At 50.8% G+C, this 14637-nt stretch carries 13 protein-coding genes; 1 reads left to right on the top strand and 12 read right to left on the bottom strand.

The window, feature by feature from the left end:
• Window positions 1–17 precede the first annotated feature (17 nt).
• The 9 genes from wcaF to wza all read right to left on the bottom strand — a co-directional run bounded on the left by wcaF (window position 18) and on the right by wza (window position 8921).
• Window positions 18–566: a colanic acid biosynthesis acetyltransferase WcaF gene (wcaF, locus tag KXD89_RS08290; protein WP_001153547.1), complete on the bottom strand. Its 549-nt coding sequence runs from the start codon at window positions 564–566 to the stop codon at window positions 18–20.
• 15 nt (window positions 567–581) lie between these two features.
• Complete coding sequence (wcaE, locus tag KXD89_RS08285; RefSeq protein WP_000927089.1) at window positions 582–1328, bottom strand: colanic acid biosynthesis glycosyltransferase WcaE; 747 nt, start codon at window positions 1326–1328, stop codon at window positions 582–584.
• A 10-nt stretch (window positions 1329–1338) separates the two neighbouring features.
• Window positions 1339–2556 carry a colanic acid polymerase WcaD gene (gene wcaD / locus KXD89_RS08280; RefSeq protein WP_000107816.1) on the bottom strand — a complete coding sequence of 406 codons (1218 nt, stop codon included), beginning with the start codon at window positions 2554–2556 and terminating at the stop codon, window positions 1339–1341.
• On the bottom strand, window positions 2531–3748 hold the full coding sequence (gene wcaC / locus KXD89_RS08275) for a colanic acid biosynthesis glycosyltransferase WcaC (protein WP_001023871.1): 1218 nt from the start codon (window positions 3746–3748) through the stop codon (window positions 2531–2533). The genes wcaD and wcaC overlap by 26 nt, the downstream gene beginning before the upstream one ends.
• Window positions 3745–4233: a colanic acid biosynthesis acetyltransferase WcaB gene (wcaB, locus tag KXD89_RS08270; protein WP_000888740.1), complete on the bottom strand. Its 489-nt coding sequence runs from the start codon at window positions 4231–4233 to the stop codon at window positions 3745–3747. Before wcaB ends, wcaC begins: the two co-directional genes overlap by 4 nt.
• Before the next feature lie 2 nt (window positions 4234–4235).
• Window positions 4236–5075, bottom strand: a complete 840-nt coding sequence (gene wcaA / locus KXD89_RS08265) for a colanic acid biosynthesis glycosyltransferase WcaA (RefSeq protein WP_000794699.1) — start codon at window positions 5073–5075, stop codon at window positions 4236–4238.
• A gap of 92 nt (window positions 5076–5167) precedes the next feature.
• The gene (wzc, locus tag KXD89_RS08260) at window positions 5168–7330 is read right to left on the bottom strand and encodes a tyrosine-protein kinase Wzc (RefSeq protein WP_000137196.1); all 2163 of its coding nucleotides are present in this window, start codon (window positions 7328–7330) and stop codon (window positions 5168–5170) included.
• Between the two features lie 2 nt (window positions 7331–7332).
• Complete coding sequence (gene wzb, locus KXD89_RS08255; protein ID WP_000482901.1) at window positions 7333–7776, bottom strand: low molecular weight protein-tyrosine-phosphatase Wzb; 444 nt, start codon at window positions 7774–7776, stop codon at window positions 7333–7335.
• 5 nt (window positions 7777–7781) lie between these two features.
• Entirely contained in the window at window positions 7782–8921 is a 1140-nt protein-coding gene (wza, locus tag KXD89_RS08250; protein ID WP_000978094.1) for a polysaccharide export protein Wza, read from the bottom strand.
• A 658-nt stretch (window positions 8922–9579) separates the two neighbouring features.
• Here wza and KXD89_RS08245 point away from each other — a divergent pair.
• Window positions 9580–11163, top strand: coding sequence for a TerC family protein (locus KXD89_RS08245; protein ID WP_000454701.1), 1584 nt, complete (start codon window positions 9580–9582; stop codon window positions 11161–11163).
• A 273-nt stretch (window positions 11164–11436) separates the two neighbouring features.
• Here the strand turns inward: KXD89_RS08245 and asmA are convergent, their stop codons facing one another.
• The 3 genes from asmA to udk all read right to left on the bottom strand — a co-directional run bounded on the left by asmA (window position 11437) and on the right by udk (window position 14626).
• Window positions 11437–13290, bottom strand: coding sequence for an outer membrane assembly protein AsmA (gene asmA, locus KXD89_RS08240; RefSeq protein ID WP_001252331.1), 1854 nt, complete (start codon window positions 13288–13290; stop codon window positions 11437–11439).
• Between the two features lie 21 nt (window positions 13291–13311).
• A complete protein-coding gene (dcd, locus tag KXD89_RS08235) occupies window positions 13312–13893 on the bottom strand; it encodes a dCTP deaminase (RefSeq protein WP_001234768.1) in 582 nt (193 codons plus the stop codon).
• A gap of 91 nt (window positions 13894–13984) precedes the next feature.
• Window positions 13985–14626 carry a uridine kinase gene (gene udk, locus KXD89_RS08230; RefSeq protein WP_001295424.1) on the bottom strand — a complete coding sequence of 214 codons (642 nt, stop codon included), beginning with the start codon at window positions 14624–14626 and terminating at the stop codon, window positions 13985–13987.
• Between the last annotated feature and the right edge of the window lie 11 nt (window positions 14627–14637).

Here is a 14637-nt window from a genome sequence, read left to right as displayed (position 1 = left end):
CCTCTGTATTTTTGAATTTATTCAGTTTCAACGCGTTCGCGTATCACCACTGCGGGATTCCCCCGGCAAACCACATTTGCCGGAAGCGATTTAAAAACACTGCTTCGTGCACCCACGACGGTGCCGTCGCCGATTGTGACGCCTGGGGCAACAAAGACATCGGTTGCCAGCCAGCATTTCTCGCCAATCACAATAGGCGTGGCGTTAATGGTGAAATGTTGACTTGCATGGTCGTGGCTACCGGTGCATAAATAACTTTTTTGCGATATCACCGAATGTGCGCCAATGGTTATTTCACCGAGGGTATATAAATTGACGTCATCGCCGACCCACGCGTAATCACCTAAGGTTAATTTCCACGGATAGGTAATTTTTACTGACGGACGAATAACTACGTTTTTTCCTATTTTTGCTCCGAATAAACGTAATAAAAAAGCCCGCCAGCGATACAATACTTGTGGCGACCAGGCAAATATTGTTGCCTGTACTGCCCACCATAATTGCACTTTAATAGCGTTGCCGCCCCGGAACCCTTTCGGCACCGAGAAACCGCTTAAATCTTGCATTGGTTTTCCTTATATTCAGACTTTGTTATATAAGGCTTTCGTCTTTGAGGTAGTACGTTGGCGTAAATGCCAGGATAATTCAGCCCAAAAGCCAGGCACATGTAATATTTGTCGTTGGACTTTTTTCGCGTCAGCACACAATTCCATATTATTGGTGGTAGATACCCCACCCATGGAAAATTCAGACACCAGGCCATTGAGTTTTTTAAATGCATAACCGGCTTTATACATTTTGGCTGCCAGCGCGTAGTCGGAAGAAACTTTATATTCCAGGTCATAACGCCATTTTTTCAAGCCGGATACAGGGAAAAATATCGCCTGATGACTGGCGGGCAGGCTGTGATAAATATACCAGCCCGGTTTGGCGCTACGTTTAATTTTATGCCCGTCGCCAAAATCCAGCAGCGCATCGCCGGTGATCATCACGTTATCTTTTTGCATTTTTAACTTACGGACAAAATTTGCGGCATTCTGATGAAAAATATCGCCCGAATTGAGAAACAACGCGAACTTGCCTTGTGCCATCGCAATGCCTTTGTTCATGGCGTCGTAGATACCGTTATCTGGCTCGCTGACAAAGCGTAGGTTAAAGATACCATTGAGATTTTCCAGATACTCACGGGTGCCGTCGTTGGAACCGCCATCGACAACAATCCATTCGAAGCTGATATCTTCCACCTGCGCCAGATGCGCCAGCGAGGCATGTGTTTTGACTATCCCTTCGAGGTTACGAAACGCGACAGTGATTATGCTAAGCAACATGTTCTTATTCTTACCTCGTAATATTTAACGCTTTTCGCAAAATAAACGGACAGACGATTAAAAATGCATATTCCGGGCTAAATATCGAACCGGTAAAAAACAGCGATACCGGAGTAAAAAGATATAATTGCACGCGAAAATTGCGGTTATCACCAAAAGCGTTGATCATCATTTTTATCACTTTCCCCATGTACCACAGTGATAAAAACACCGCGAACCAGGAAAAATAAATAATCAGCAGATACAAACCATTGTCTATGGTTTTTCCGACATCCGCACCGTTAAATATTCCGAATGATGCGACATATTCATAAAGTGAGCCAAATCTGACTACACCGTCAATATGGGTCAAAGAATAACCGACCATCACCAGCGGACCGACAATACGATAATATGATGACGATCCTTCCGTACCTAAATCGCCCAGACGGGTGGAAATATAAGGAAACGCGATTACCACACCAACCAGGAATACAGCCAGAGAAATCAATGCTAACGGTAACTTTTTCTTAATCGCCTCTTTATTCAGATATTGAAATGCCCACTCCAGCAAATAAAACAGGATAAAGGTCATAACCCCTGAAAACGATCCGGATAATATTATCCCTGCGAGAATCATAGCATCTGTTTTAGGCGTTTTGATACCAAACTGTTTGATGCTGAGCCAAATTGAGATTAATGCCAGAGCGAAAAATGCCGGTTCGAAATAAAGTGCTGTCGTGCGCTTGCCGCCGAATTTAATGAAATTCAGCACATAGCTGTTGCTGTAAATCAGATATTTCGAAATCGACTCCATAATACTGCTGCCACCGGTGAGGATAATTTGTGCCATCTCCACCGCCGCCAGCGCCACCACCAGCCCGACCACCAGATAAAAGAAACGTAATATCTTGCGATGGTTGTGTGGCGAAATTGTTTTAAAACGAATACTCCACACCATGCCAATAATGATCACAATATAGACAAACAGCATAGTTGAAGTGACGTATTTACTGGCATCCAGCGACTGACCAAACAGATAGTTAAACGCCGTGAGTCCCGCGCCAATCCCTAAGGCAATCATCAATTTTTTAACGCTGATGCGTTCTAAAAACAGCAGTAACAAGACAGGTAAAAAAGTGACGATGGTGATGGGGAAACTTTCGCCAAGCTGGGCGATTTTGACGTTAACCAGCAGATAAATCAGCGGCAGCAACAGGTAGCTACAGATTCTGATAGAAGTTGACATACTCCTCCAGCATCTGTTGTCCACTGTAGGCGGCGCGGCTGCGTTGGCTGAACTCAGCCAGCGTGGTACCAAATATCGCCTGCGCGATTTCCGGTTTGCTTAACTGCACCAGTTGCAGCACCTCTTCTTCGCTGACGGTTTTACCGCCGGATTTTTGCAACACTTCCCGCGCCGCATCGCTATGGGTGGCAATCACCGGCACGCCAATCGATAGCGCCTCACACAAAATCAGCGGGTAGTTATCGACGCGAGAACTGAATACCAGCGCATCCATCTGATTGAGCGCGCTCATCAGCTTACGTTTGTCGGTTTCAAAGCCGTGATTAACCACGTTGCCAGCGGTGAACGGCGAGAACTTACCAAAGGTATGCAGTTCAATTTTGTCGCCCAGCGCCATCATCTCGCGTACCAGTTGCTGGTTAGTTTTGCCGTCGTAACGCAGATCATGCGCCACCACCGCGATTTTCGGCTTGCCCTGGGTTTCGCGCACCGGAGGCAAGTCCGCCAGAATCGCTTCAGTTGCCATATCAATGCCATTATTGATAATCCGGCAACGCCCTGGACCGTACAGGCTATTGAAAGCGTCAGCCACATGCTGGCTGGGGGAAATAAACTGACAGCCCAGCGCCAGCATCTCACGGAATAACTGGCGTTTGCCCGCCACCAGTTGGTGTGCGCGATCAATCTTCACCGGCGGATAGTTATTTAAGGTCGGGCATTTCTGGCAGCCTGTTTTCCAGCCTTCGCAACCGTCGGTAAAGGCGCAGCGTCCGGTAACACTCCAGTGGTCGTGCAGCGTCCAGACCAGAGTGACGTCCGGTTTATGGTTTTTCACTTTTTCGCAAAAGCGCACCACGCTCTTAAGATTTAGCCAGTAGCTGTGCAGCACATGAAAATGCAGGACCACCGGACCCGCTGTGCGAGTAATGGTGCGATATAACTCATTGAAATTGCCAAACAGATCGCGATTAAACAGACGAAACAGAGCAATATTCGCCATCGCGGTCATCCGCGGCGTATGTTTGATGACCTGCGGATAGTTCTGATGGCTGACGCTCTCTTTGCCGCCTTTGCCGTAACCGTAGACAAAATGTGACGCCAGCCCCTGTTGCAGCGCACGCTGGTGGAGATCTAACGCCACACCTGCTGCCCCGCCTTCCGCCAGTCGCACATTAAATTGCAAAATATTCATTTAATTACCTTCACTCGCGCTTTTTCTCCCACCACCAGCGCGTTGTCCGGGACAGAGTCGAGCACCACGCTGCCCGCGCCCACGGTGACGTTGTTACCAAGCGTGATATCACCAAGAATAATGACGTTGGCACCGAGTTCGACGCCGTTGCCAATGTGTGGACATGCCATGTTATCGGCACCACGATTGCCGATAGTGACGCCGTGGCGAATGGTAAAATCATCCCCCGCTACCACGTTTTTATTGATCACGACGGCGTAACCGTGATGGATAGTAAAGCGGCGGCCAATGGTCGCGGCAGCCTGGATTTCATAACCGAAAAAGCATTCGGTGATAATGCGATACAGCACCAGCAGCGGGGCCGCCCACAGATTGTTGAGGACGTTCTTTTTGCGCCACACCGAACAAAAATGAGCAACACGATAGGCAAGAACCATGCAGCACGGGCGTAAACTCCAGCTGTTGGCGCGCAGATCTTCCAGCATCTTTAGCGCCCCCGAATACCATCAGCCAGACGTTTGCCGTTACGCACCGACAGCAGCGTCAGCAAAGTGCGCCAGGTCATACGTTTATTGCGGATCTGGTAGAGGGTAAACAGCTGATATTTTTTGCTGGCGCGGTCGAATTTGTCTTTGTGCTTGCGGTAAAAGTGGAAGTACCCGGAGAATTTTTTCGGTGACGAGGTGATCTGCATTTCACCGTGATTGATATGCAGGATCTGCGTCGCCTCTTCTACTTTCCACGGTTCGCCGTACTCCACCACCATCCGCAGGAAGATGTCGTAATCCTGTGCCGCTTTCAGTTCGGTATCGAACAAACACTCTTTGAAACGCCATGCCCAGGTAAAGACCTGGTTGCCAATGATATTGCGTTTGTAGAACAGGCGGCGTGAATACGGCGATTTGGGATACAGCGGCAAGCTTGCCGGTTGGGAATAGACTTCGCCCTGGCAAACGTAGTCGTTAGCGTACAAAAAGGCGTGTGTGACCAGTTGCTGTTTATGGGCGAGGAAGACGCTCAGACGGTTGGGTGTCCATTCGTCATCGTCATCAATCCCGGTGATATATTCCCCTTGCGCCAGCATAATCGCCTGGTTACGTACCGCGCACGCCCCGCTGTTAATGTCGTTGTGAATGTAAGTGATACGCGGATCGTTGAGGGCGGTGACGTACTGTTGCAGTTGTTCCCAGGAGGTGGAGCAATCATCCACGATGATCATCTCCCAGTTGCTGTAGTCCTGGCGCAAAACCGATTTTATTGCCCGAATCGCCAGTTGTTGGCGGTTCCAGGTCGGCATATAGATTGAGATCAGCGGATTGTTTTTCATAGGTTGTTCTCCCGGCTTATGAGCTGGTTTGCTTGCCGGATGCGGCGTGAACGCCTTATCCGGCCTACGGGGCGGTGCGAATGCAGGCGTCGTTATTTCGCATCCGACTTATATTCGTATTCGTAATAGCCATAATCCTGATACGCGCTGGCGCGGCGGAAGATGGAGTTCAGAATCACCCCTTTCACCGGAATACCGTTTTGCTCAAAGCGGCTCAGACTGGTTTCCACTTCTTTCAATGTGTTGACCGCATAACGCGCCACCATTAACGTGGTTCCGACATGACGACCAACAATTGCCGCATCGGTCACTGCCAGAATCGGCGGCGTATCAATCAACACCAGGTCATAGTTTTTACTCGCCCAGTTCACCAGTTCGGCAAAGCGTTCGCTCATCAACAGTTCAGAAGGATTTGGCGGCACCTGACCGCGCGGGATCAGGTCAAATTTGGCAATAGAGGTCGGTTTAGCAGCGGTAGTAATATCGCCCTGACCAATCAGAATTTCCGACAGGCCATTAACGTTATTAGTGCCCAACAGCTCGTGGGTGTAGCCTTTGCGCATATCGCAGTCGATCAACAACACGCGTTTATTGGTCTGGCTGATCACCGCCGCCAGGTTGGCGCAGACAAAGGTTTTACCAATTGACGGGCTAACCCCGGTCATCATCAACACATTGTTCTGTGCCTGCATCATCGCGAAGTGCAAACTGGTACGCAGACTACGGATGGCTTCAATCGCCAGATCGGTTGGATTCCCCACCGCCAGTAGCTGGCTCTGTTTATAGCGTTTAATCCCTTTGATGGTTTTGACGCTATCACGCGCTTTCTGCCATTCCGACAGCGGGATGCTGGCATAGACGCTAATACCGTGTTCTTCCAGTACTTGCGGGCTTTCAATGCCGCGATTAAACAACGAGCGCAGCAGCACACCCACGATAGAAAGCATCAGGCCAAGGATAATCGCGCCGAGGATAATCAGCCCTTTCTTCGGTTTCAGCACGCCAGGCTGAGTGATTGCCGGGTCAACAATGCGCACATCGCCGACGGTGCTGGCCTCGGTGATTTTCAGCTCCTGCTCTTTATTCAGCAGTTGCATATAGACCTGCTGACCAGACTCGACATCGCGGGTCAGACGGACAATCTCCTGCTGGGTTTTCGGCATCGCCGTTACGCGACCGTTAAGTTTGGCTTTTTCGTCTTCCAGCGCCTGACGTTTCTCCAGCAGCGTGCGGTACGCCGGGTGAACTTTGGTGTACAGCTTGGAGATTTCCGCCTCTTTAAAGGTCAGTTCGTTCAACTGCGCATCGATGTTCACCATCGAATCGAGCACCGCTTTTGCTTCCAGCGGCAGATCAACAGAATCTTTATCCTGACGGAAGGCATTCAGTTTGTTTTCGGCAACATCCAAGCGGCTACGTACTTCCGGTAACTGTTGCGCGAGGAAGGCGAGGCTTTTCGACGCTTCCGCCGATTTGCGCTCAATATTTTGTTCCTGATAGTTACGGGCGATGCTGTTAAGAATGTCGCGGATCTGTTCACGATCTTCACCGGTATAAGTCAGGCTCAAAACGCCAGCGTCTTTGCCGTTCTCCGTTACCGTCAGGCTGTTTTGCAGTTGGTTGATCATCCCCAGCGTGGAGTATTTGGTGACGGTAAACTCACTGCCCGGGCTGGCGTGAATGGCTTCAACCATCAGCGTGACGCCTTCTTTTTTCAGCATCTGGCCCGCTTGCCCCCGGGCGCTAAAGCCGCCGTCGCTGCTCAGGGTGTAGTTTTTGTTGTCCAGCACATTAAGCGTAAACACCTGATCCGCCATCTCTTTCGGGCGGTTAAAGGTGGTCACTTTCACCGTCTCGTTCTGACGTCCCATCAGGCGATCCCAGCCCGCACCGAAAATCGGGAACGTGTTTTTGCTCACTGCAATATCGAGGTCGAGATCGTCCACCGTTTTACCAAGCACCAGACGCGAACGAATCAACTGGATCTCGGCGTCCGATGCAGGCGGTTTGTTGGCTAATGCCGAACCAATGTCCTGCACTAACGAATTGCCGCTGTTTTGCTCGATTTGTACCAGTGCGTCGGCACTATAAATCGGCGTGGCGAAGAAGGTGTAAACCACGGCACAGAGGGCGAATACGGTGGTGATGCCAATCACCCACCAGCGCGCTTCAATGACGGTGCCGACCAGGCGACCAATATCGATTTCATCACTGCCCGTTACCGGAGCGGCATGTTGTTTTACTTTTTCTGTCATTCTTATACCTGCTCTGCGTTCAATGCCTGCGCCCACTGGCGGGCAGACCGTTCAAGTAATGTGTACACCGCTGCAAACGTTTCCCGGCTTTTGCGATACGGATCGGGGATTTCACATTCGTTATCCCAGTGACCAAACAGCATCACTTTGCCGCGCATCTCCGGTGCCATCTCGCATAAGCGTTCGATATGGCGCTTTTCCATGGTCAAAATCAGGTCGTAGTTGCGACACAGACGGCGGCTGATTTGACGGGCACAGTGACCTTCCAGAGACAGTTGATGTTCTGCGGCGACGCTGATAGCGGTAGGATCAGCGCCCTTACCGACCAGCGCGCCGAGTCCAGCGGACTCCACTTTCAGCTCCGGGTGATAACGTTGCAGTAAGCGTTCCGCCGTCGGGGAACGGCAAATATTGCCGACACAGACAACTAAGATGTTGTTAAACATGACGATTACCAGTTATGAATGTCGCTGGCTGTATCCGTCATGTAACGGACACCGCTAATAGTTGGCAGCAACTGATTGATCAGACGGTTCCAGCGGGAAACCGGGGCGGTGGTGACATACACCACGTCATAAGGTTGCAGGCGGAATTCTGTCGCCATCACCAGCGACGTGGCATCGGACATATCCAGCTGGTAGATATTGGCAATCTTGCCGTTACGCCCGCCCTCGCCTTTCAGCGGACGAATGACAAAGATGCCGCTGGCGTTGGAGGTGGTCATGTCGATGCCTTCAGCATTGCCCAGGGCTTCAGTCAGGGTCATGCCGCTAAAGTCCATTTTCAGGGTGCTCTGTTTCTTCACTTCACCCATCACAAATACTTTCAGATCATCATTACGTGGCACGTAGAGAATATCGCCGGGGTAAAGCAGGCGATTCTGGTTGAGGTCGCCGTTTTGCATCAGCGCCTGCAAAGAAATGCGCTCTTCACGACCATTGTGTGTTAGCACCACGTTGCGCCAGTCAGCGGTGTCGGTCAGGCCACCTGCGGCGTTGATGGCGTCGAGAATAGTCAGTGGCACGTTGGTGATCGCCTGTTGACCGGATTTATTCACCTGACCGGAGATATAGGCCTTTTGTGAGCGGAAGGCGGCGATATTAACGTCCACCTGCGGGTCAGCGATGTACGTCGCTAAGCGCCCGGTAATATCACTGCGGATTTCAGCGAGCGTTTTCCCGACTACGTGGACCTTGCCGATATACGGGTAAAACATAGTGCCGTCAGGCTGTACCCAGTTGCCGGTGTCGCTGGAGCTGCGGTACTGACCGGCTGGCGTGGTGAGTTCCGGGTGATCCCAGACGGTGACATTAAGAACGTCCCCCGGCCCGACGCGATACTGGTAATTCGCGATCTCACTTTCCAGCGTCATATTGGGGCGCGCTACATTCGGGCGTGGGCGTAATTGGTCAATCAGGCGCGGGGTCAGCGGATAAACATTCACCATTTTGTCGAGATCGAAATCAGCGTCCTGCTGTTTGATGACGTCTTTGCCCATCGTCGACATATTGCTGCCCGGAAGTACTGTGCAACCGCTTATCAAGGTTACTGACACCAATAATGGCATCAATTTCATTTTGGATTTCATCATTGTTTATTTATCACTTTGGCAGAGTAATTATCCTGTGCACTATTAATAGCAATGTCGCCATGCACATTTACCTTGCAGTTAATTGAATAAAAATTTAACTGGCATCAGTCCTAAAAAAATTGATTTCATCCGCAGGCTATTGACAGAATAATTCAGACTGGTCTTTCAGGCATCCAGACACGCTACCGCCCCTGGCTTTTTAGCTACCAATACACTGATTTAGTTTAATTTTTCACACCCTCTCAGCATGCAGTCGTTGATGAGAAAGGGTTATTACGGAAATTAACTTCCGAATATAAGGTGACATTATGGTAATTGAATATTGGCTTTCCAATAATGCAGGAGGAAGTGTTACAGCTAACGGAATAGCAGGCAAGATAACAATTCGGTAATTGGCTATTTTTAAGAATTATATTAAGTGTCATTCAATATGGTTTTTAGGAGTTTCTTTAGGTTGACAATATTTAATATAGTGTCTCCACATGCGATATTTCTTAAATAATGTTTTATTATTACCACTTTTAATTCAGGGATAATGTGAGGTTATTACCCTCAAATAATATGAGATAAATAGTGCTGCAACATTGCATTTTTGCCCCGATTTATCCATGATCGAATTGTGACATTTGTCATACAACGAATAGGTTTTGTACTTACTATGGAATGGATTGCCGATCCGTCTATCTGGGCCGGGTTAATCACGCTGATTGTGATCGAACTGGTCCTCGGCATTGATAACCTGGTCTTTATTGCCATCCTCGCCGAAAAACTACCGCCGAAGCAGCGTGACCGCGCACGGGTTACCGGGCTGCTGCTGGCAATGTTAATGCGCCTGTTACTGCTGGCGTCAATCTCCTGGCTGGTCACCCTGACTCAACCGCTGTTCAGCTTCCGCTCGTTTACCTTTAGCGCCCGCGACTTAATCATGCTGTTTGGTGGTTTCTTCCTGTTGTTCAAAGCCACGATGGAGCTGAACGAACGGCTGGAAGGGAAAGACAGCAATAATCCCACACAACGCAAAGGTGCGAAGTTCTGGGGCGTGGTGACGCAAATTGTGGTACTGGACGCCATTTTCTCACTCGACTCAGTGATTACCGCCGTCGGGATGGTCGACCATTTACTGGTCATGATGGCCGCCGTGGTTATCGCTATCAGCCTGATGTTGATGGCCAGCAAGCCGTTAACGCAATTTGTTAACAGTCACCCGACGATCGTTATTCTCTGCTTAAGCTTCCTGTTGATGATTGGCTTTAGCCTGGTGGCAGAAGGTTTCGGCTTCGTCATTCCGAAAGGCTACCTGTACGCTGCCATTGGTTTCTCGGTGATGATCGAGGCGCTCAATCAGTTGGCTATCTTTAACCGGCGACGTTTTCTTTCCGCTAACCAGACGCTGCGCCAGCGGACTACCGAAGCGGTAATGCGCCTGCTTAGCGGGCAAAAAGAAGATGCGGAACTGGACGCCGAAACCGCGTCCATGCTGGTGGATCATGGTAACCAGCAGATCTTTAATCCGCAGGAACGGCGGATGATTGAGCGGGTACTTAATCTTAACCAGCGTACCGTCAGCAGCATTATGACGTCGCGCCACGATATTGAGCATATCGATCTCAACGCGCCGGAAGAAGAAATCCGCCAGTTGCTGGAGCGAAATCAGCATACGCGGCTGGTGGTTACCGACGGTGATGACGCAGAAGATTTGCTCGGTGTTGTTCACGTTATCGACCTGCTACAACAGTCTCTGCGCGGCGAACCGCTCAACCTGCGGGTGTTGATTCGCCAGCCGCTGGTGTTCCCGGAAACCTTGCCGTTGTTACCTGCCCTGGAGCAGTTCCGTAATGCCCGCACGCACTTTGCTTTTGTGGTGGATGAGTTTGGCTCGGTGGAAGGGATTGTGACATTAAGTGACGTCACTGAAACCATTGCCGGTAACTTACCGAACGAAGTGGAAGAGATCGACGCCCGCCATGATATTCAGAAGAATGCGGACGGTTCCTGGACGGCGAATGGTCATATGCCGCTGGAGGATCTGGTGCAATATGTGCCGCTGCCGCTGGATGAAAAACGTGAATATCACACCATTGCCGGGCTGTTGATGGAGTATTTGCAGCGTATTCCAAAACCTGGCGAAGAAGTTCAGGTGGGGGATTATTTGCTTAAAACGTTGCAGGTAGAAAGCCATCGCGTGCAGAAGGTGCAGATTATACCGCTGCGTAAGGATGGCGAGATGGAGTACGAGGTGTGATGGTATCGGTCATTTTACCCAATAGCCGAAAGGAATAAGATGAGGGAACCGCGCCATCGGCGATTTACCGCCGGGAGCCCGGGTTGCCAGGGTGGTGGAGATTGAGCCACCCTGGCACGTTCACCGGCTTGAGCGTTCCATAGTAGCGAGGAACATCAAGTGAACGGAACAGCCTTCGATCTTACATATTCAGAATATAATGATGCCGCCACGAACGCCTGATGCGACGCTTTACGCGTCTTATCAGGCCTACAGGACTGGTCACCTGGTAACCTACATCTTCTCCAGCAACTTCTTCACATCTTTGCCATTACGGGAATCTTTATTCCGCTCGGCCCAGTCATTCAGGCGACGTTTCGCTTCGTCCTGTAGATGTTTGCGCAGTAACTGATCCACTTGCAGGCTGTAATTGAGTTGCTGCCAGTTGCCATAAACCCGCAGCGGTACTGGCGTTTCTTTCAGGAAATCAATCAGTTTGCTTTCCCCGTTCCAGCCACCCACGACCCGAATATCAAACTGGGTGTCGCAGGTTTGATCTGCCAGATTCAACATGCCTTCCCCTGTCAGCGCCAGCACAGGCGATTGACCTTGCATGTCGTTTAACGTCACGACGCCATCCTTCAACGTCAAATCGGTGGTAAAGCGGTCAAGCCGCGTCACGTTATCAAAGTTTTCAGCGGCCTTCACATCACCGCCATTACGCTCTACCGCTTGCTGAATCATCTGCTGGAAGTTCATCCCTTCCATGCGCGTGTCGGTCATTTCGACATGTGCCTGTCCTTGCCAGTTGTGGCGGAATGCGTCGGCATCTATGTCAGCACCGGAGAAATCACCAGCCAGTGACATTTTTCCGGTCAACGAAATCGGATAGTTAAACGCCTTCAGAATGGTACCAATCTCAACGTTTTCCAGCCGTGGCTGGAAGTTTATCCGCGGATTTATTGATGTCGCGTCCAGCGTGCCCGGCAGTGAAACCTGTCCACCGTTAAGTTTGCCCTGCAGTTGAGTAATTTCCAGCAAACCCGACTTGTTGGTCATTTGCGTGGCAACATCTGTAAAATTCATTCCGCGCCAGCGCACGTTACTGGCCTGCAACAAAATATCAGCCGTAAAGCCTTGCAGTCCCTGATAGGCCGGTTCATCAATACGCGAAGAAATGACCGGGCGCGGCAACGTTGATTGGCTCTGCCCCTGCTGCGCGGCACCGTTTTCACCATTCGCGGTTTCATTAAGCGGGATGAGGTTGTCAAGATTCAGTTGCGGGAATTGCAGCCTCAGCTGCCATTCCGGTTTCTCTGTCAGCGTAACCTGTGCTTGCCCGCTTAGCGTACTATCATTGGCGGTCAAACTAATTTGGTTAAATGAAAGGCGTTTATGTGACTCCTGCCACTGGGCCTGGAAACTCCCCTGCCCCTGAATACCTTGTTTTGGTAAATCGGCACCCTGCAACTGCCAGTTAATTTGTTCAATAGCCGCCGTTAAATCATGCGGATAATCAGAAGCATCTACCGTACCGTTAAGGGATATCGTGAGATCGCGCTGATCGCGATTAACCCGCCCGGAGAACTCAAATGAACCACGATGTTGGGGATCTTGTTCCATTTGCAGGCGAATATTGCGGATTGTCACCTGCTCGTCATCTTCATGCTGGAACACCAGCACGCTGTCCGCCACCTTAAGACTGGATATATCAAACGACCATCCGCGATCGTCTGACAGATCCGGCAAGGTATTGTCGCGCGGTGCAACCGGAGCGTCTTCACTGCGCACCGCTTCCGTCTGCGGCGTCAGTTGGATCACTGCCCCTTTTAGCATCACCTGCTTAACGCTCAGTTGATGACTCAGTAGTGGTAAAAGCGCCACGTCCAGACGCATGTTGTCGGCGCGAACCAGTGGCTGGCTTGCGCCCTGGGCGGTGAGAGACATTCGCCCGGAGAGGATACTAAGCTGCGGCCAGACGTGCCAACGCAGTGGCCCGTCGAGCTGCAATTGATAACCGCTACGTGCAGCAACTTGCTTGACCATATAGTCGCGGAAATCATTCGGATTCACCAGCAACACTAACGCAGATAACCCGGCCACCAGCACGACCAGGAGTATCATCAGCGTCGTCAGAAATCGTCTCATGGTATCCTCAATGGGCCTGAATTAGTCTTTATCGATTCGGCTGGCTACCGCGCCCTGCTGGTTGCGATATTTCGCATCTTCACGGCGGTTGTAAGGTCGCACCGCCGGGCCGGAAAGCGGCTCAAAGCTCAGCGCACCAATTAACATGCCCGGACGCAGCGCCAGCGGCAGCTTACCGGAGTTGTAGAACTCCAGCACAATGCAACCAGACCAGCCCGGATCGATGCGGTGCGCGGTGACGTGCACCATCAGCCCCAGACGCGCCAGTGAGGAACGCCCGTCCAGCCAGCCCACCAGATCGGCTGGCAGCGTCACCGACTCCAGCGTCACCGCCAGCGCCAGCTCTCCTGGGTGAAGATAGAACGCCTCGCCCTCGTCGAGAACGATCTCATCGCTCATCACGCGGTCAAGCGCGGCGCTCACTTCATCTTTGGGACCGCTCAGATCGATAAACGCTGCCGTGTGACCACGGAAGGTACGAAATTTATTGCCCAGGCGTACATCCACCGTCGCGCCGTTAATACGCTCCACTGGCGGACGTGGGTTGATCGACAAACGGCCTTCATCAAGCCAGGCTTCAATATCTCGGTCACACAGACGCATGGCATTTTCTCCTTTCGCGCATCACTCCCTTAACGCCAATTACGTCAAGGGCATACTAGGTTATCACTGAACGGTACACAATTTATCAAGCTTATTCAAAGAACTGACTTATTTTCGCTTTCAATATATCGATCGCGATGCGGTTTTTCCCGCCGCGCGGCACGATAATGTCCGCATATTGTTTAGAAGGCTCAATGAATTGCAGGAACATCGGGCGCACGGTTTTTTGATATTGCGCCATCACTGAATCCATTGAACGCCCACGCTCGTTAACGTCACGCTTGATGCGGCGCATCAGGCAGATATCCAGCGGGGTATCAACGAAAATGGAGAAGTTAAGTTCGTCACGCAAACGCGCATCCGTCAGCAACAAAATGCCTTCGAGAATGATGACCTTCTTCGGCTCAACCGTCACCGTTTCTTTCATACGCGTATGTTCAACATAGCTGTAAACCGGCAGGTCAATTGCCGAGCCGCGTTTCAACGCTTGTAAATGCTCAAGCAGCAGACTGTGATCCATCGCGCTGGGATGGTCGTAGTTGGTCTTAACGCGTTCTTCCATCGACAGATGGCTTTGATCTTTGTAATAGCAGTCTTCGGGAATTACGCCGATGTGTTCATCACCGACTTGCTCACGCAATTCACGATAAAGGGTACTGGCAATAAGACTCTTGCCGGAAGCCGATGCGCCAGCGATACCGATAATGACGCACTGATGAGACTGATCAGTCATATATTTAGCGA

Source organism: Escherichia sp. TC-EC600-tetX4, from assembly GCF_019356055.1.
In the GTDB taxonomy this organism is placed as follows: domain Bacteria; phylum Pseudomonadota; class Gammaproteobacteria; order Enterobacterales; family Enterobacteriaceae.
This window is presented reverse-complemented; position numbering and strand designations above follow the sequence as displayed.

Coding starts and splice junctions, on each gene's coding strand:
- wcaF (WP_001153547.1), bottom strand. CDS start 566: ATGCAAGATTTAAGCGGTTTCTCGGTGCCGAAAGGGTTCCGGGGCGGC.
- wcaE (WP_000927089.1), bottom strand. CDS start 1,328: ATGTTGCTTAGCATAATCACTGTCGCGTTTCGTAACCTCGAAGGGATA.
- wcaD (WP_000107816.1), bottom strand. CDS start 2,556: ATGTCAACTTCTATCAGAATCTGTAGCTACCTGTTGCTGCCGCTGATT.
- wcaC (WP_001023871.1), bottom strand. CDS start 3,748: ATGAATATTTTGCAATTTAATGTGCGACTGGCGGAAGGCGGGGCAGCA.
- wcaB (WP_000888740.1), bottom strand. CDS start 4,233: ATGCTGGAAGATCTGCGCGCCAACAGCTGGAGTTTACGCCCGTGCTGC.
- wcaA (WP_000794699.1), bottom strand. CDS start 5,075: ATGAAAAACAATCCGCTGATCTCAATCTATATGCCGACCTGGAACCGC.
- wzc (WP_000137196.1), bottom strand. CDS start 7,330: ATGACAGAAAAAGTAAAACAACATGCCGCTCCGGTAACGGGCAGTGAT.
- wzb (WP_000482901.1), bottom strand. CDS start 7,776: ATGTTTAACAACATCTTAGTTGTCTGTGTCGGCAATATTTGCCGTTCC.
- wza (WP_000978094.1), bottom strand. CDS start 8,921: ATGATGAAATCCAAAATGAAATTGATGCCATTATTGGTGTCAGTAACC.
- KXD89_RS08245 (WP_000454701.1), top strand. CDS start 9,580: ATGGAATGGATTGCCGATCCGTCTATCTGGGCCGGGTTAATCACGCTG.
- asmA (WP_001252331.1), bottom strand. CDS start 13,290: ATGAGACGATTTCTGACGACGCTGATGATACTCCTGGTCGTGCTGGTG.
- dcd (WP_001234768.1), bottom strand. CDS start 13,893: ATGCGTCTGTGTGACCGAGATATTGAAGCCTGGCTTGATGAAGGCCGT.
- udk (WP_001295424.1), bottom strand. CDS start 14,626: ATGACTGATCAGTCTCATCAGTGCGTCATTATCGGTATCGCTGGCGCA.